An 18,686-nucleotide genomic window follows, 5' to 3' on the forward strand; every position below is an offset into this window, starting at 1 on the left:
TTTTATTTTTTTAAGGTTTGTGTTTTTTTATTAATTGTAAAGGGCTTTCCAATTGCTACCATTACAGCCTTCATGTACTTTAGCCGTTGTATTATAACGGATTGCGCCTTCTTCAGCCGTAGTACACGTAGCATTAGCACTGGAAGCAATTCCCTTCATCTGAATCGCAGCACCTGTAGAAGTTGCTGCAGTAGGAGTCATATTGATTCCTAGTATGGTATCTGTTCCATTTCCTTTATTGAAGAAAACGTGTACTTTGTTGGCATAAACCATTTGTCCCGCAGCTGCCTGTCCTGAAAATCCTATCGCAAAAGCTTCTGTACCGCTTGCTGTATTGGCAGAACCAACAGCTACATTGTTTGTTGATGTTGTGTTTCCGCTCCCAATGGCAATTCCGCCATTATTTGTATGATTATTCCCAACAGTCAGCCCCGTCAATCCCGTTACTGTATTCAGATTTCCAAAGACTAAATTATTGGCTCCTGTTGCGCTGTTATTATTCCCTATTACTTTAGCACCATTATTCGCTGTATTGCTTAATCCAATGGCTACAGCCGGAAAATTCCCCTGTGCAGAGACTATATTGTCTTTTCCCAGCGCCACATTTGAAGAGGTACTGTTTGTAAGGGTGTTATTTGAACCCCAAGTAACTGAGGCATAAGGGCCTGTGGCAGAATTAGAATTACCTCCCTGTAGAGTTCCGTTTATATCCAAAATTCCTTTTACATTTTTCTGGGTAGCCAAAACTAAGTTCTGACCGTCATTTGTTCCTAAGTAATTTCCACTCCCAATGTCTGTTCCTAAGGCTGCTGTTGCTGCTGTTGTTCCGGTATTTCCTACTGTTCGCCAGCTTCCGCTTAAGCTATTCCATTTGGCACCGTCAAAATAATAGTAACCTGGAGAAACGACATCTACAGTTTGTCCTGTAGGTGCTGTTTCGGCTGATGAAACATATACTATGGCTCCTGTTTGAGCTGTCGTATAATTTTTAGCTTTTAATTGTACCCCTGTAAGCCTTGGAGCAATAACGCCGTCAAACTTACTGGTATTGGAAGGTGATCCTACGATATCAAAGGTTGCCTGAGCTTGATTGGTATTAATCCCTACCTGAGCGAATGTGGACAAGCCAACTGATAAAAGAGCGATGGTTAATAATTTGTTTTTCATTTGTAATGATGTTTGCTGTTTTTTATGTGTATGTGTTTTTTTGAAAGGGCAATTTTCGGGCGTTCTCATTTAAATACTAAATGAAATGACAGATTGTACTGCAAGAAAGCGTTAAAATTGTAAGAAATAGTATCAGATAAGGGAATGGATTGGTTTATCAGGAATTTTTATGATAAACTTAAAACCGTCTACAAGTTTAATGGAATTACTGTAGAACTTTTTAACTTCTTTAAATGCCAGAAAAATATTCTCTTTATAGTTCCGGTATGAATGACTCCATGTATTTGATATGGTTATAAGTTTTATGTTGCCGGGGAAAGATATATGAAGATGGGTGTTTTTAAAGAAACAAAGATTATATTGGAAATCTTTGTCATAGAATACATAAGCTTCCTTTTGATAGACAGGCAATTTACCGGTAGCTGCCAATTGATTTTCTGTTTCAGCACACAAATGAATTGAAACATCAGCTAAGCAGGGCTGCAGGTAGTTAGTAATATCTGTACGGTATGATAACTCAGGTTTTATCATCTTAACAGATATAAACTTAGCGTTTATTTTTCCTACAGCCGCCAAAAGCAACAAAAGAGTAATCTTATGGCCGTAGGAAAGAAAGTAATTTCTATCCAATTATGTTGTGTTTTTTTCGATACAAATATAATATTTTTTCAACCAAAACAATGTTTTATTAATAAAAATTCACACAAAATAAACAAATCACTAAATTAACGTAAAATATTATGTTAATTTTTGAAAAATAACCAATCATAATAAAATATATACAAACAAGAGTCAACAATATTAAAATACAATTATGAAATAAGACATGAATTTACAAAGACTTACATACAAAAAAAGCCCGGGCAAATGCCCGGGCTTCTATATTTATAATAAAATTGAAATTATTTCAATTCTACTTCAGCACCAGCTTCTTCTAATTGCTTCTTAAGAGCTTCAGCTTCGTCTTTAGAAACACCTTGCTTGATTGGAGCAGGAGCACCATCTACGATATCTTTAGCTTCTTTAAGACCAGCACCAGTTAAATCTTTTACTAATTTAACGATAGCTAATTTAGAAGCACCTGCAGACTTAAGAATTACGTCGAATTCAGTCTTTTCTTCAGCAGCTTCACCTGCACCACCTGCAGCAACAACTACAGCAGCAGCAGCTGGCTCAATTCCGTACTCATCCTTAAGGATAGCAGCTAATTCGTTTACGTCTTTTACAGTTAGGTTTACTAGCGTTTCAGCTAAATTTTTTAAATCTGACATTGTTGTAATGTTTTTGTTGATTATTTATTTAATTTTTTGAGAGTAATTATTCAGCAGCTGGCGTTTCGTCAGTGCTTTCTGCAGCAGGAGCTTCTGGAGCTTCAGCAGCAGGAGTTTCTTCTACCACAGGAGCAGCAGCTTCTTCAGCTTGAGCTTCTACAGTTTCAGATTTGTTTTGAAGAGCAGAAACAACTCTTTGGATTGGAGACTGAAGTAATCCGATGATTTCACCGATCATTTCTTCTCTAGACTTGATGCTTACTAGAGTATCAAGGTTGTTGTCACCAACATAGAAAGTTTCTTGAACAAAAGCAGACTTCAAAGCCGGCTTCTCGTCTTTCTTTCTAAAATCTTTGATTAATTTTGCAGGAGCGTTAGCTGTCTCAGCAATCATTAAAGCAGAGTTACCTTTGAAAGTTTCAAACATTTCAGAGTAGTCTACTCCTTCAATTTGCTCCATTGCTTTTTGTAAAAGTGTATTTTTTACTACTTTTACTTTGATATTTTGCTTGAAAGCCTGTCTTCTGAAATCTGAAGATTTAGCAGCGTTCAAACCATTTAGATCTGCTACGTATACTACTTTTGCATCCTGAAGCAAGTCTTTGATCTCTTGTATTGCTACAACTTTTTGGTCTTTTGTCATTGTCTTAGGATTAAATATTAGTTAACAGATTTTGTATCAATTGCAATACCAGGGCTCATTGTAGAAGACAAATAAATGCTTTTTACATAAGTTCCTTTAGCAGCAGTTGGCTTCATTTTGATCAATGTAGAGATCAATTCCTGCGCATTTTCTTTGATCTTGGCAGCATCGAAAGATACTTTACCAATACCAGCGTGGATGATACCATACTTGTCTACTTTGAAATCAATTTTACCTGCTTTTACTTCAGTTACTGCTTTACCAATTTCCATTGTTACAGTTCCTGATTTAGGGTTTGGCATTAAACCTCTTGGACCTAATACTCTACCTAATGGACCTAATTTACCCATTACAGCTGGCATAGTAACGATAACGTCAACATCTGTCCAACCGTCTTTGATTTTTTGTAAATATTCGTCTAGACCTACATAGTCAGCACCAGCAGCTTTAGCTTCTGCTTCTTTATCTGGAGTTACAAGAGCTAATACTTTAACATCTTTACCAGTACCGTGAGGAAGAGATACAACACCTCTTACCATTTGGTTTGCTTTTCTTGGGTCTACACCTAATCTTACAGCGATATCTACTGAAGCATCAAACTTTGTAGTGTTCACTTCTTTTACAAGAGCTGAACCTTCTTCAAGGTTATAGATTCTTCCTTTTTCTACTTTGCTTAAAGCTTCCTTTTGCTTTTTAGTTAATTTTGCCATTTCTTTAGGTTTTAAGCGTTAGTTGGTTTAGTTCCTGTTACTCTTAATCCCATAGATCTAGCAGTACCTGCAACCATAGAAAGAGCAGAGTCCAATGTAAAACAGTTAAGATCCGCCATTTTATCTTCAGCGATTTTCTTTACTTGTTCCCAAGTTACAGAACCTACTTTGTTTCTGTTTGGTTCACCAGAACCTCCCTTGATTTTAGCTGCATCCATTAACTGGATTGCTGCAGGTGGAGTTTTAATAACGAATTCAAAAGATTTGTCTTCGTATACTGTAATTACTACAGGTAAAACTTGCCCTGGCTTATCTTGGGTTCTTCCGTTAAATTGCTTACAAAACTCCATGATGTTCACACCTGCAGAACCCAATGCTGGACCTACTGGTGGAGAAGGGTTAGCTGCGCCACCTTTCACCTGAAGCTTTACCATTTTAAAGACTTTCTTAGCCATTGTTTGTTTTTTAAATTTGAATAATTAATGAGTTTGGAAGCATTTATTATTCAGCAGGTTATCCTACTCACTTATGATAAACCTACTTTTTGGACTGCAAAAGTATAAAATATTTTTGAAATAGCAAACGGAAATTGCTGATTTTTAAAAAGTTTTAAAGAAAAAAAAATAAATCATGACCATCACCAAAACAAAAACGGTCAGGGAATCCCAATGACCGTTTCATATATTTTTAAAAGGAAATATTAATTAAAAACCTGCGGGTTTGTTAATCGTCTGGGTAGAACCATCATTTCCTCCCAGGTCAGCATTGATGTCGCTGATATTCTGTTTTTCTATCAGTCTTCTATAGGCCATCAGATAAAGATCAACCGTAAAGTTGTTATAAGTTCTGGATGGAGTGGATGAACTCACTGCAAGAATTCTGCTGTCTGTAAATCTTGCTCTTACATGCCATGTCCCGTTACTTTTGAAAGCAACAACATCTGGTGATCCCTGTTTGTTATCATTCACACCATTGTCCCCATAATCAAGCATTACGTTGGTAGTTCCATCATTCAGTTTGAATGAGTAATTGTGAAGGATAACCAAAAAATTGTTTGCATCAATTTTGGTATCATAATCCGCAATTCCTGTTCCCGATACTCCTGTAAGAGTAAGCTTAAGGTAATTGAAAAGTCCGCTGCTTTCCAAAGAAGGATCATACAATTGCAAACCATTTTGTGAAGTTGCTAAAAAGCTACCTCCCGTCATGGTAGGTTCTCCCGGATTTCTTAGATATAGAGAATTCGTATATGTTTTTCCGTTAACATCAAGTGTTTCCGTAGGGTTTGCTGTATTCACTCCTACTTTTCCTTTCTGGGCATTCAAAAATATCCCCAGACACATGATTATTGTGATATAAATTTTTCTTTTCATAGTATTTTTATTGAAGTCCTAGAGGTGTAGTGTTTGAAACTCCTGAATAAGCAGGTGAAGCAGATGCTGAAACAGAACCATTGAAAGTTCCCCAGTCTTTAACCAATGATTTTTCAAAGACATTTAAGGTAAGTGTCCAGGTACCATTTTGGGAAGAAACAGTTCCTGCTCCTTTAAAAGCCAAATTAATAGCATGATATTTTATACCACCGCTGGTTACCTGAGTAATTTCAGTTGCATAAGAACCATATGATTTGGGATTGGTGGTGGTATTCGCTGCTGAAACCGCTCCAGTAAAAACAGCACCTGTAATAGCCACAACATATTTACCCGCATCTAATCCTGTATTGAGGTTTACCACTTCATCTTGTCTTACATTTTTCAATACAACATTATACATATTTACAGGTGCTACATTACGGAGCGTTATATCCAACAGCTTCACCTTACCTACCGGTGAAGTATCTTTTGAACGGGTAAGAAGAAGATAATTTCCACTTGCCTTTGTATTTTCAGTATCTATTAAATAGGATTCTACCAATGTTTCTCCTTCAACATCCAGGGTACCTTTAGGTGTTTTAGTATTGATTCCTACTTGGGCATACATGCTTAAAGCGGCAAAACCCGTAAAGAGTATCGCAATAATTTTTTTCATATAGTTTATGTTTTATTGAATTAAAGGAGCTGCTGCAGCACCCGTAGTTGAAGCATTAAGGTTTTGTGTAGTAGTAAAATCTTTGGCATATGATCTGTCAAATACCAATAAGTTTAGTGTCCAGACTCCTGTTGGAAAAGAGTTATCAGGAGCAAATCCCTGGTAATCTGCCTTAAGCTTCCATGTTCCTCCTGAAGAATACGCAAAAATCTGAGGCATTGGGGTCACCCAGTCTGCTGTATAAGTTCTTGTAGGCTGTGTAAATCCAAACGAAGAGATCACGACCAAAAACTTGTTGGAATTAATCTTTGTGTCAAACTGATTTACCCAATCCTTGTCTGAAGGGTCGCAGGTAATTTTAAACTGAATAAGATTAATTGGAGCCGGTGAATTAGGTACAAAAGAATCATTGTACGCTGTAATTTTGTTTTCCGGAGCCGGAGATTTAATAATGAAAGTGTAATTCTCGTCCGCTTTCAGTTTCTCCATGGGCTGCTTGAAAACAATTCCTGATGTCTTCATTGTACCGTTCACGGTAAGTTCCTTTTCCGGTGTAGCAGTATTGATACCAACCTGCGCACTCGTGAGCATTGATACACTCACTAGAATGATCATCGAAATAATTTTTGTCATTGGGTTATGTGTTTATATAAGACTTGTGTTTTACTAGTTCAGGTTTTACTTTTTTATTAAAAGCATAAATGCTCCATACAACTGCAAGCAGTGTATAAAATAAAAAAATATAAAATTTTTGGATTAGTTACCATGTTGTTGCAAGAAGTATGCCATCTGAAAGTGAATTAAGCATAAGGAAAGGACTTCGATCTGCAAAAACAAATCTATTCCCTATATGGTGATTATTAAATTAAAGGAAAGCTCTTTGCAGGCGTAACTAACAGAAATTGAGAATTAAAGAATAGGAGAAAAATAATTATGAAAAATTACACAAAAATATATTTCTTCATAATCGTTAATCTATACCCTTCTAAATTAACAGAAATGGTGTAAAGCAAAAAGACTGCTTAATAGCAGTCTTTTTTATATTTTATAAGTAATTATTATACTTTTTCTACTTGCATGTAGCTTAATTCCATTGGAGTTTTTCTACCGAAGATCAATACAGAAACTTCAATTTTCTTTTTGTCTTCAAGAATCTTCTCAACTGTACCATTGAATCCGTTGAAAGGACCATCGATCACTTTAACGTTTTCACCTACTACATAAGGAATCTCAACATCGCTTGCAAATTCTGAAAGCTCATCCATTCTTCCAAGCATTCTGTTAACCTCTGATTTTCTCATTGGAACAGGATCACCACCTTTTGTCAAACTTAAGAAAGAAATAACTCCAGGAATATTCTTAATAGCGTGAGGAATCTCTCCCATCAGGTCAGCTTCAATCATCAAGTAGCCAGGATAGTAAGGTCTCTCTTTAGGAACTTTTTTACCGTTTCTAATCTGGATCACCTTTTCCATAGGAATAACCACTTGAGTAACGTACTGCTCAAACCCTAGACGTTTGATTTCTGTCTCAATATAGTTTTTCACTTTATTTTCCTGTCCGCTGATAGCTTTCAGCACATACCATTTCAATTCGCTCATTATGGAAAATACTTAATTATTAATTGAACAAGTTGATTAGCATTCCTATTATGTTGCTGATTGCTTTTGAAAACAATTCATCAACTCCAAAGGTAAATAAAGCCAGAATAACTGTCGCAATAGTCACTACAATTGTAGAAGACTGTAGGTCAGCCCATTTTGGCCATTCAACTTTATGTCTGAATTCGTTATAAGAACCTTTTAAAAAATCGACAAATGAACTCATAATTTATATTTGCACGGGCACAAGGATTCGAACCCTGATCAACGGTTTTGGAGACCGGTATCCTACCATTGGACGATGCCCGTAGATTAAAAGCTCCGTAAAGAAATTCCTTACGGAAGCTTTTTATATTTTTAAGATGATTAGTCTATGATTTCAGTAACCTGACCTGAACCAACTGTTCTACCTCCTTCTCTGATCGCAAATCTAAGACCTACGTTAAGAGCGATTGGTTGTAACAATTCTACAGTGATCTCTAAGTTATCACCAGGCATTACCATTTCTACACCTTCTGGTAAGAAGATCTCACCTGTAACGTCAGTAGTTCTTACGTAGAACTGAGGACGGTACTTGTTGTGGAATGGAGTGTGACGTCCACCTTCTTCTTTAGAAAGGATATAAACAGAAGCTTTGAATTTCTTATGTGGCTTAACTGAATCTTTCTTAGCGATAACCATACCTCTCTTGATGTCAGTTTTTTCAATACCTCTCAACAATAGACCTACGTTATCTCCAGCTTCACCTCTATCTAGGATCTTTCTGAACATCTCAACTCCTGTAATAGTAGAAGTTAATTTTTCATCACCCATACCTACGATATCAACTGGATCACCAGTGTTGATAACACCAGCCTCGATTCTACCAGTTGCTACAGTACCTCTACCTGTAATAGAGAATACGTCTTCGATTGGCATCAAGAATGGCTTATCAGTATCTCTTGGTGGTTGCTCGATCCAAGTATCAACAGCATCCATTAATTCTTCTACGCTTTTGAACCACTTATCTTCTGTGTTAGCAGGAGATGCAGTAGCAGCTGTAAGAGCACCTAGAGCAGAACCTTGAATTACTGGAGAGTTATCTCCGTCAAATTCGTAAGTAGACAATAAGTCTCTAAGTTCCATTTCAACAAGCTCTAACAACTCAGGATCGTCTACCATGTCAACTTTGTTCATGAAAACAACGATTCTAGGTACGTTTACCTGACGGCAAAGTAGGATATGTTCTCTAGTCTGAGGCATTGGACCGTCAGTTGCAGCACATACTACGATAGCTCCATCCATCTGAGCAGCACCTGTTACCATGTTCTTAACATAGTCGGCGTGACCTGGACAGTCAACGTGAGCATAATGTCTTTTTTCAGTTTCGTATTCGATGTGAGCAGTATTGATAGTAATACCTCTTTCTTTTTCTTCTGGAGCAGAGTCAATTGCAGAGAAGTCTTTTTTCTCAGCAAGACCTTTGCTAGCTAATACAGCAGAAATAGCAGCTGTAAGAGTAGTTTTACCATGGTCAACGTGACCAATAGTACCAATGTTCAAGTGTGGTTTGTTACGATTAAACGTTTCCTTTGCCATGATTTAAAATTATTTATTTATTGTTTTTCAAATTTTCGGTGTGCAAATATAATGAATTTTTAAATACCAAAAACTTTTTATTAAAAAAACTTTCAATATTCTCATCCAGTGAAGGACAAACCTTATATTTCAACGTATTGAGACTGCAAATTTACACATTTTTCCGGATTGAAAAAAATCATTAGAAACGTTTTATGAAAAAATATAAACTATCTAGCTAATTATGAATATAATAAGCGATAAAAAAATATTCAGACAATCATTATATTCTTAAATCCATCTTGCTTTTTTTCTCGTAGATATAATAACAACTAAAATTAATATTATGAGAAAACTATTACACATGTGTTTGGCTTTATTTACAATTGCAACACTATTTTCATGTGACAATTCAGATGAAAACCCTATGTCAGAGAACATACCTCAGGGTCCGGATCTTATGGTATATGGAATAACAGCCATGAATGAACTTGTTTATTTTAATTCCAACAATCCGAAAACCTTCACTTCAAAATCGACTGTAACAGGTGTTCCTTCAGGAGAAAAATTGTTAAGTATAGATTTCAGACCTGCCACAGGAGAATTGTATGCAGTATCAAATGCCAGTAAATTATATATAATCAATACCACCAATGCTTCAGCAAGAGCTGTAAGCACAACAGCGTTTGCTCCTTTGATTTCCGGAACAATTGTTTCTATTGATTTCAATCCTACCGTTGATAGAATCCGTTTGGTGAGCAATACTGGTCAAAATCTACGTCTGCATCCGGAAACAGGTGCTGTTGCAGCTACTGATTCTAATATTAATGGAACAGGGAATCCCTCTATAACAGGATTAGCTTATACCAACAGTAAAGCAGGTGCTACTACAACTATTTTATATGACATTGATCCGGCATTAGGAAAATTATATAAACAAGATCCTCCCAATAATGGTAGTTTAATAGAGGTAGGGAGCTTGGGAACTACTTTTACCGGACAAGCTTCTTTTGATATTAAATTTGATAACAATACTGCATTGTTAGCTTTCAATGATAAACTACATATTCTGGATCTGAATAATGGAAAAGCAACTTCAATAGGTTCTCTTCAACAGGCAATTATTGATCTGGCGATTCCTACAGAACCGGTAGCCTATGCTATTGACAATTCAAATAATCTTCAGATTTTCAATCCCAACAGCCCGATGCCTGTTTCCAAAACAATAGCAGGGTTACAAAGCGGTGAAAATATTTTAGGAATAGATTTCCGTCCTGTAAATGGACAATTGTATGCATTGGGAAGCTCAAGCAGAATCTACACTATCAATTTGGGCACAGGTGCCGCTACTGCTGTGGGAGCATCTCCATTTTCTACCTTACTTTCCGGCACGGATTTCGGATTTGACTTCAATCCAACAGTTGACAGGATAAGAGTAGTAAGCAATACAGGACAAAATCTCCGTCTCAATCCTAATGATGGAACAATTGCTGCTGCAGATCTTACACTGAATCCGGGAACTCCCATGATAAGCGCAGCTGCCTATACCAACAACTTTGCCGGAGCTACCTCAACAACCTTATTTGTGATTGATCATAATACGGATAAATTATATCAGCAAAACCCTCCTAACAATGGAACTTTAGTAGAAACAGGTTCTTTAGGAATTAATATTACAAATACTAATGGTTTTGATATTGGAAGTATGAGCCAAAAAGCATATTTAATGGCATCTGTAGGTTCCTCTACAAAAATTTATACCATTAATACAACAACAGGAGCTGCTACATCAGTCTCTGATTACCCTAATTCTGTAAAAGCTTTTACAGTAGGGCTAGGATTTTAAACTCATCCTATTTTATTTCAATAATGGAGCAGCGCGGAAAACAAAGTTTTCCGCGCTGCTGACTAATATAAATGAAAGATAATTTAAATATTACCGAGCTTTTTTGTTCTGTTGAAGATCCAGAAGATAATTGGGAAAATAAGCAGGGTAAGCACTGTTGCAGTAATCAGTCCTCCGATAATGACAATTGCCAGAGGTTTCTGGGATTCTGATCCGATCCCTGTAGACAATGCCGCCGGCATAAGCCCGATGGAAGCCATGAGTGCTGTCATAATAACAGGTCTGGTTCTGGATTTCACTCCATTTAGTATCGCGGTGTCTATATCCATCCCATCTTTGACATTCTGATGGAATTCTGTAATAAGAATCACCCCGTTCTGAATACAAATTCCCAAAAGGGCAATCATCCCTACCCCAGCAGAGATTCCAAAGTTGATTCCGGTAACATGCAATGCAATAATTCCTCCTATTAAAGCAAAAGGAACATTCGCTAATACCAGAAGAGAATCTTTCATATTTCCAAACAGAATAAACAAAAGGAAGAAAATCATCAGAATACTCACTGGTACTACCTGCGCTAATCGGTGGGAGGCGCGCTGCTGATTTTCAAACTGACCTGTCCATCCTACAGAATAGCCGTCCGGAAGTTCAATCGTTTCTACCTTTTTCTGGGCATCCGCAATAGTACTTCCCAAATCTCTGTCACGAATTGAAAATTTAACTCCAATATATCGTTTGATATTGTCTCTGTAAATAAATGCGGCTCCGTTATCTTTAACGATGGTACTTATTTCTTTTAAAGGAATTTTTGCTCCATCCTGTGTAGGCACCATCAGAGCTGCAATATCATTTTCATTGGTTCTGTATTCCTGAGAATAACGAAGACGTATCGGAAACTTCCTTTCTCCATCAAACATTTCTGAAGCCGTTTTTCCACCAAAAGCCATTTCCAGTACTGCCTGTGCATCTGCCGGCATTACTCCGTAAGCTGCCATTTTATCTCTGTCAAGTACTACACTTACTTCCGGCTGCCCTATATTTTTAATAATTCCGGGATCTTTTACTCCGTTTACATCTTTAATCTTCAATAAAACCTCATTGGCTAACTTGTCCAGGGTTTCCAGATTATCACCATAAATTTTAATTCCATTTTCTGCTTTAAAACCTGCTACGGCTTCTGCTACGTTATCCGAAATCGGCTGGGAATAGTTAAATGTAATTCCCTGATAACTTCTGAGTTTTTTGTCTATTTCGTTGATTAATTCGTCATAAGTAATCTTACGTTTCCATTCTTCTCTTGGTTTAAGATTCACAGCAAACTGTACGAATCCAAATCCATTAGGATCTGTTCCGTCATTACTTCTTCCTGTCTGTGCGAGAACATCCGTTACTTCGGAAAAGCTCATAATATCTTTTTTTAAAAGATCTGCTGTTTTCAAAGATTCTTTTAACGAGGAACTCATTGGCATTTCTGCGGTGATCCATAATGAACCTTCATTCAACTGTGGCAGGAATTCTGTTCCTAAAAATTTACCGGAGAATAAAGTCAAAGCCAGAAAAGAAATCGCTACGATCATACTCGTTTTTTTATGCCTAAATGTTAAATTAAAGCCTTTCAAAACAATTCTGTCCCAGAAATTAACAAATGGGTTATTTTTTTCTCTTACATTTTTATTCAAAAGAATATGGGAAAGAACAGGAACCAGTGTCAGCGTAAATATCAAGGCTCCTATTAATGCAAATCCCAACGTAAAAGCCAAAGGAGAGAACATTTTCCCTTCCACTTTCTGGAATGAGAAAATAGGAATCAGGGACGTAATGATAATTAATTTTGAAAAGAATATTGCTTTTCCTAATCCGGTACCGGTTTGTTTGATCCAGCCTCCTTTTGCAAGTTTATTAAACTTCTCCGTTCCGTACCGTTTCGCTTTATGATCCAGCATTACGAAGAGTCCTTCTACCATGACGACGGCTCCGTCAATGATAATCCCAAAGTCTACGGCTCCCAGCGAAAGCAGGTTGGCACTCATTCCAGCCAGTTTTAAACATAAAAATGCAAACAGTAAAGATAGAGGAATGATGATGGAAACAATCAAAGTTGTCCTCCAGTCTGCCATAAAGATGAGTACAATTACGGTTACCAATACAATTCCTTCAATAAGGTTGTGCATTACGGTATGAGTAGTAAAGTCCATCAGATTATCACGGTCGTAGAAAGTAACCATTTTGACATCTTTTGGAAGTATTTTTTCGTTAAGCTCTTTAATTTTTGCCTTTACTCCCACCAAAACTTCTCTTGGATTCTCTCCTTTTCTCATGACAACGATTCCTTCCACGGTATCATCATGATGATTCAGGGCAGCCTGTCCTACCCTGGGCATGGAGCTTTCATGAACTTCTGCTACATTTTTCACCAAAACAGGGTTTCCACTGTCATTCTGAATGGTAATATTTCCAATATCAGCCACTGATTTCACTAATCCTATTCCTCTTACTACATAGGCCTGCCCATTTTTTTCAATGACATCACCTCCTACATTCAGATTGCTTTTGGTGACTGCATCATATACCTGAAGCGGAGTAAGATTATATTTATCCAAGGCTCTGGGATCGATACTCAGTTCAAAAACTTTATCCTGTCCTCCAAAAACATTGATATCAGCAACGCCGGGAACTCCTCTTAAAGAACGGTCTATCACCCAGTTTTGCAGGGTAAGCAATGCCCGGGAATCTTTTGTTTTACTTTCCAGCGTATATCTGAAAATCTCTCCGGTAGGCCCGTAGGGTGGCTGTACTTCAGGGTCTACCTCATCAGGAAGGCTAATGGTTCTTAATTGGTTATTAACCTGATTTCTGGCAAAAGTATCATCCACCCCGTCGTCAAACAGAATCTTAACAATGGAAAGCCCAAACATGGTGGTACTTCTCACACTTGTTTTCTTCTGAACCGGGCTCATCGCCAATTCGATGGGTGTAGTGACAAAACGTTCTACTTCTTCTGCACTACGCCCATTCCATTGGGTAATGATGACAATCTGGGTATTGGTTACATCCGGAAAAGCTTCAATAGGCATATTTTTGAAACTTATAAAACCGGAGATGGCTAAAATCGCTACCCAGATAAAGGTAAATGCTTTATTTTTTAATGAAAAAGCAATTATATTTTTAATGAATTTATTCATGATAGATAAATTGATGACCTAAAAAAGCCGTTAAAGAAAAACATAGATATTCTTAATGGTTTAATAAGACTAGCTGTTCAGCGAACGGTATATCAGCAGCTGGTTGTTAGTTATCACTTCTTCCCCTTCTTTCAGACCGTCTGCAATATAGGTAACGTCACCTACCTGTTTTAATACTTTTATCTCCCGGATTTTCACATCTGTTCTGGATTTAAAAATCACAACAAAGCTTTTATTATCATCAAAAATCACAGCTTTGGAAGGGATCGCCAAGGTAGTACTGCTTTCAAGGCTGGAAACTTTTATAGTTGCTTTACTGTCGGGAATTAACAATCCGTTGGCATTATCCAGGACAACTCTTGCCTGCATGGCATTGGTCTGCGGATCAATAATTTTGAATATTTTATCAATTTTCCCGTCAAAAACTTTATCCGGATAAGAGAGAGTGGATACCTGGGCTTTCATTCCAAGGCTGATCTTATCAATATCAGATTCGTTCACATTCATGATTGCCCAAACATTGGTGGTATTGGCAACATCAAAAATATTATCACTTCTGTCACTTCTCAGCTGCATGTCTTTATTGATACTTTTCTGAACAATATAACCGTTAATAGGTGCTACTACACTGTATATATTTCCGGTTTTCACATTATAAACCGTACTTACTGCAGCAGCTCTCTGCAATTGGTCTTCGGCTTTTTGAAGTTGGCTTTTAGCTTCCAGAACATCTCTTTCTGTATTTAGTTTTCCTTCGTACAACTCTTTGGCAACGCGAAGATTATTTTTTGCTACTACCAGATCTGTTTTGGCATCGCTTACATCCTTTTGAATTTCTGCAAGCTCAGTACTTCTGATCGTTGCCAGCACCTGCCCTTTTCTTACATAGTCTCCCAGTTCAACATTTACACTCATCACATTTCCTCCTACCAGCGGGTAAACATCTATATAACTATTTTTGTCGGCAGAGATTTTTCCGTAAAAGCTATATTCATCTTCTATATTCTTTCTCTCAACTTTTGCCAGGGAAATAGAACTCAACATTGTGTTGCTAAGCTCAAATCCTTTTTTAGCGTGAATATTTTTCTCTTCCTCTTTTTTTGAACAGGCCAATAATGAAACGACCATCAATGCGGGGATAATATATGTTTTCATGATTTTAATAGAAGATTTTCGTTTGTATGAGTTGATTAAGCTGCTCCGCAGACTGCATGATTTCATTTTTCATATCATAGATCTGAAGGGCAGTTTCTCGGTAACTATCCATAAAGTCCGTGAATTCAATCAGGTTGACATTTCCTTTTCTGAAATTGTTCAGCATTCCGTTGTAGACAAGTTCCATATTCTGAAGATCCGTAGTTTTCACATCCAGAAGCTGATCATACTGAGCTTTCCATGTTTTATAAGCAGACTGAACCTTCGTTTCAAGAGTCAGTTTCTGAAAATCTGCATTTTTCTGGTTCTGCTGAATGGCATAATTTGCTTTTACCACATTACCCTGATTTGCTTTCCATAATGGCAAAGGAATTCCCAATGTCAGATTCGCTTCATTATTAAAGGTTCCGCCTGCCTGGTCCCATGCAGCACCTACAGTAACATCCGGTACATTCATTGATTTCTGCCACTGGGCATACAGCTTACTGTTATCAATAAGTTTTAAATTGTATCTGTAATCTGCATTATTTTCCAGAGCTTTACTTTTCAGTTCTTCTTCATCACCAAAAGGCTGGGCTGCCAGCGCATCTTTAGCTTCAGTTTCAGACATCACAGGCTCTATCTCTTCCGAAGTTCCTGTCAAAACTTTTAGATTCTGTTCAAAATCAAGGATATTTTTATTGATTTCCAGTTTATCATGATTCAGCTGGATCACAATACTCTGTAGTCTTACAGCATCTTTAAGGGAAACATTTCCTTTTGCTGATTGTACGCGATAGGCATTTAAAAGATCATTCATATACCCCAGCTGCCTGTTGGTATTCTCCAGTTTCAGTTTTTCATAGTAAAGGTTGAAATAGGCAGAACGGAGCTGAGATCTTAAATCCACCAGCAATTGTGAAAACTGAAGCTGGGCAAGTTCTTTATTGGATTTGGCAAAAGCAATTTCGTTTTTCTTTTTGCCACCCATATAAATCAATTGAGTAATGCCTGCTCCTTTGGAATGTCCTACATCAAAAAACTTTTTATCCTGAGGGTTGTAAGCATTAAACTGTCCGCTTAATTGAGGTAATTCCCAGATTTTAGCCTGCAGAATATCCGCATCAGCCATATTGATGTTGTATTGTTCGGCGAGCAGCTGGAGGTTGTTCTTCTGAAAGGCTTCTTCGCATTCCAAAAGAGACATCTGCTGTTGTGCTGCCATGAATGAGGAAATGGCGAGGCACAGCACTGCAATTCTGTTCATTATTTTTCTTTTTAAAATACAAAATTGCTTTGATGCGATTAAAAGAAACTTAAATGACGCTTAAAAAAATATTAAAATAGGCTTAAACAGGACGTTTATGGTAAAAATCGAGAGATGAAAATAATATATTTTTCTCCAATCATTGAATTTTATAGTAAAAAACTCAATCCAGAGTTTAACAAAAAAGCAACCGTTTTCGTAACCAGTTGCCTTTAATTTTATTTTTTAAAAAATAATGTAAACTTATTCATGCAATCCTCAGGTGAAGAGTACTTAATATCTGCATCGTGGTATTCCAGGATTCTTTTGACAATTCTAAGACCTAACCCGGATCCTGCTATATTCTGAGCATTATTTCCTCTTGTAAAAGCTTCGAACAATTTAGCTTGTTCTTCTTCGGGAATTGTATTTCCATGGGAAATGACTTCTACAAAAAGATTGTCATTCGTTTCAGTTATTAATACGTTTACTTCAGTATTGTCCGAATATACAGCCGCATTTTTAAAGAGATTAATAAAGACAATCACCAATAGTGATTGAATTCCTTTGATCATCAGAAAAGCATTCTCAGAATTATCTTCATTAATCAGGAAGTCCAGCTTAAGTTGTGGATAACTTTTCTCTACCGCTTCAAAGGCTTCGAAAATAACTTCATCAATCCTTACTTCCTCATAAATACTCTGAATATTTTCTTTATCAAATTTCGTAAGCAGTAAAAGTGAGTTCGTAAGATCCGACAGCTGGTATACATCCCGCTGAATCTGTTTTAGAGAAGAAAGGGTTTCCGGGGAATGTTCCTCAAATTTAATCAGGTTCTCCAGCTGAAACGCCATTCTCGTTATGGGTGTTCTGATCTCATGGGAAGCACTTGCCGTAAAATCTTTTTGTGACTGAAATACATCATCCAGCCTTCCGATCATCGTATTAAAAGATTTTGCAAGAACACTTACTTCATCATTGGATTGTTGCACAGGAATCTGTGTGGTTAGTTTGTGAGCCGTAACTTCAGAAATTTCTTTATTCAGGTCTTCCAGCGGACGTAGAAACTTTTCTACAAAATAATAACTGAAAAAACCAATAAGCATAGTACTCATCACATAAGCCGTGATCAAAAGATATTTAAGATATCCCAACTTGGATTTCCCGTTGGTATCAAAGGCACTCGTAAGAATATAATAGTTTTCTCCATTAATGTTTCTGAGCGCTGCATAGATTTCCGGAACGGTCTTTTCTGTATAGATAATCTTTTTCTTATCCAGCTCTTTAAGCATTGCACTGTCCCAGATGACATTCCGGTCTTTGATGGTACTGTAGATCAATTCTTTTTTTTCGTTGAAAATTAAAATCTTTTCATTCAAAAGAATATTATCAGAGTTTTCATTGAAAAAAACGGGAGCTTCCTCTTCAAAGTCTTTAGATTTTGAGATGAAATGAGACGTAAACTCAAGCCTCTGCCTGAATCGTTCTTTAAACTCATCCCTTCTGAAATCATTAAAAGATAAATAAATGACCGCCATCACCATTCCAAAAAGCAATGAAAAGGCGATACTGATCGTTAAAGCTATCTTTCTTTTTAAAGACATTTATAATGGGCTTAGGTAGTATCCGAAACCTGAACGGGTATGGATGAGTTTTATTTTAAAATCCTTATCAATCTTTTTCCTCAGGAAATTGATATAAACTTCTACCGTGTTGGTATTGGTATTAAAATTATGTTCCCAGACATGTTCTGTGATCTGCTGCTTGGAAACGGTTCTTCCCTGCGCTTCCGCAAGATAAACCAGCAGCTGAAATTCTTTTAGGGTAAGGGTGATTTCATTTCCTCCACGATACACTTTCTGTTCTGTTTTATTGATGATAAGATCATCAATTCTGAGAATATCCTGATCTGAATTATCAGAAGGAGCTTTTCGTCTCAGCAGTGAATTGATTCTTAAAAGAAGTTCTTCAAACTGGAAAGGCTTTACAAGATAATCATCTGCCAGCCTGGTGAAGGCATCTTTTTTATCAGAGATATCTCCGTAGGCCGAAATGATAATGATTGGGGTATTTTTATCAAAAGAACGGATCGTCTGGCATACATCAAGTCCATTTATTTTAGGAACATTAATATCCAGCAGATACAAATCGTAAGTATTGTTTTTTATCTGGCGGAGAAAAGTCTCTCCGTCATAGATCTTATCACAGTTAAAATTATTTGATTCTAAAAATCTGCAAAGTTCTGCAGACAGAATGAGATCATCTTCCAATAAAAGAATATTCATCAAAAATTTATTTTAC

The 18,686-nt window shown here is 36.9% G+C and carries 17 protein-coding genes and 1 tRNA gene; 1 reads left to right on the top strand and 17 read right to left on the bottom strand.

Features of this window, described 5'->3' with window-relative positions; translation table 11 throughout:
* Window positions 1-30: 30 nt before the first annotated feature.
* From ODR02_RS17320 to tuf, 12 genes are all read right to left on the bottom strand, one after another.
* Window positions 31-1,167 (bottom strand): hypothetical protein, encoded by a 1,137-nt coding sequence (locus tag ODR02_RS17320; RefSeq protein WP_309512910.1) that lies wholly within the window; start codon window positions 1,165-1,167, stop codon window positions 31-33.
* Between the two features lie 902 nt (window positions 1,168-2,069).
* Entirely contained in the window at window positions 2,070-2,438 is a 369-nt protein-coding gene (gene rplL, locus ODR02_RS17325; RefSeq protein WP_076781873.1) for a 50S ribosomal protein L7/L12, read from the bottom strand.
* A gap of 46 nt (window positions 2,439-2,484) precedes the next feature.
* Window positions 2,485-3,081 (bottom strand): 50S ribosomal protein L10, encoded by a 597-nt coding sequence (rplJ, locus tag ODR02_RS17330; RefSeq protein ID WP_105681608.1) that lies wholly within the window; start codon window positions 3,079-3,081, stop codon window positions 2,485-2,487.
* A 17-nt stretch (window positions 3,082-3,098) separates the two neighbouring features.
* On the bottom strand, window positions 3,099-3,791 hold the full coding sequence (gene rplA, locus ODR02_RS17335; protein WP_076354938.1) for a 50S ribosomal protein L1: 693 nt from the start codon (window positions 3,789-3,791) through the stop codon (window positions 3,099-3,101).
* An 11-nt stretch (window positions 3,792-3,802) separates the two neighbouring features.
* Window positions 3,803-4,246, bottom strand: coding sequence for a 50S ribosomal protein L11 (gene rplK / locus ODR02_RS17340; RefSeq protein ID WP_209786948.1), 444 nt, complete (start codon window positions 4,244-4,246; stop codon window positions 3,803-3,805).
* Window positions 4,247-4,495: 249 nt separating this feature from the next.
* A complete protein-coding gene (locus tag ODR02_RS17345) occupies window positions 4,496-5,164 on the bottom strand; it encodes a hypothetical protein (protein ID WP_105681611.1) in 669 nt (222 codons plus the stop codon).
* A 7-nt stretch (window positions 5,165-5,171) separates the two neighbouring features.
* Entirely contained in the window at window positions 5,172-5,819 is a 648-nt protein-coding gene (locus ODR02_RS17350; RefSeq protein WP_309512911.1) for a hypothetical protein, read from the bottom strand.
* A gap of 12 nt (window positions 5,820-5,831) precedes the next feature.
* Window positions 5,832-6,452 (bottom strand): hypothetical protein, encoded by a 621-nt coding sequence (locus ODR02_RS17355; RefSeq protein WP_209786946.1) that lies wholly within the window; start codon window positions 6,450-6,452, stop codon window positions 5,832-5,834.
* 425 nt (window positions 6,453-6,877) lie between these two features.
* Window positions 6,878-7,420 carry a transcription termination/antitermination protein NusG gene (nusG, locus tag ODR02_RS17360; RefSeq protein WP_105681614.1) on the bottom strand — a complete coding sequence of 181 codons (543 nt, stop codon included), beginning with the start codon at window positions 7,418-7,420 and terminating at the stop codon, window positions 6,878-6,880.
* Window positions 7,421-7,439: 19 nt separating this feature from the next.
* Window positions 7,440-7,646: a preprotein translocase subunit SecE gene (gene secE, locus ODR02_RS17365; protein WP_002976410.1), complete on the bottom strand. Its 207-nt coding sequence runs from the start codon at window positions 7,644-7,646 to the stop codon at window positions 7,440-7,442.
* Window positions 7,647-7,658: 12 nt separating this feature from the next.
* Window positions 7,659-7,729, bottom strand: a tRNA-Trp gene (locus ODR02_RS17370).
* A gap of 57 nt (window positions 7,730-7,786) precedes the next feature.
* A complete protein-coding gene (gene tuf, locus ODR02_RS17375) occupies window positions 7,787-8,998 on the bottom strand; it encodes an elongation factor Tu (protein ID WP_105681615.1) in 1,212 nt (403 codons plus the stop codon).
* A gap of 325 nt (window positions 8,999-9,323) precedes the next feature.
* Between tuf and ODR02_RS17380 the strand changes: the two genes are divergently transcribed.
* Window positions 9,324-10,823 carry a DUF4394 domain-containing protein gene (locus ODR02_RS17380; protein ID WP_309512912.1) on the top strand — a complete coding sequence of 500 codons (1,500 nt, stop codon included), beginning with the start codon at window positions 9,324-9,326 and terminating at the stop codon, window positions 10,821-10,823.
* An 83-nt stretch (window positions 10,824-10,906) separates the two neighbouring features.
* Here the strand turns inward: ODR02_RS17380 and ODR02_RS17385 are convergent, their stop codons facing one another.
* From ODR02_RS17385 to ODR02_RS17405, 5 genes are all read right to left on the bottom strand, one after another.
* Window positions 10,907-14,005 (bottom strand): efflux RND transporter permease subunit, encoded by a 3,099-nt coding sequence (locus ODR02_RS17385; RefSeq protein ID WP_309512913.1) that lies wholly within the window; start codon window positions 14,003-14,005, stop codon window positions 10,907-10,909.
* Between the two features lie 69 nt (window positions 14,006-14,074).
* Entirely contained in the window at window positions 14,075-15,160 is a 1,086-nt protein-coding gene (locus ODR02_RS17390) for an efflux RND transporter periplasmic adaptor subunit (protein ID WP_209786943.1), read from the bottom strand.
* A gap of 4 nt (window positions 15,161-15,164) precedes the next feature.
* Window positions 15,165-16,406 carry a TolC family protein gene (locus ODR02_RS17395; protein WP_309512914.1) on the bottom strand — a complete coding sequence of 414 codons (1,242 nt, stop codon included), beginning with the start codon at window positions 16,404-16,406 and terminating at the stop codon, window positions 15,165-15,167.
* 218 nt (window positions 16,407-16,624) lie between these two features.
* Entirely contained in the window at window positions 16,625-17,989 is a 1,365-nt protein-coding gene (locus ODR02_RS17400) for a sensor histidine kinase (protein ID WP_309512915.1), read from the bottom strand.
* A complete protein-coding gene (locus tag ODR02_RS17405; protein WP_105681621.1) occupies window positions 17,990-18,670 on the bottom strand; it encodes a response regulator transcription factor in 681 nt (226 codons plus the stop codon).
* Between the last annotated feature and the right edge of the window lie 16 nt (window positions 18,671-18,686).

The organism is Chryseobacterium sp. CFS2 (assembly GCF_036543225.1).
GTDB classification, from domain to species: domain Bacteria; phylum Bacteroidota; class Bacteroidia; order Flavobacteriales; family Weeksellaceae; genus Chryseobacterium; species Chryseobacterium culicis_A.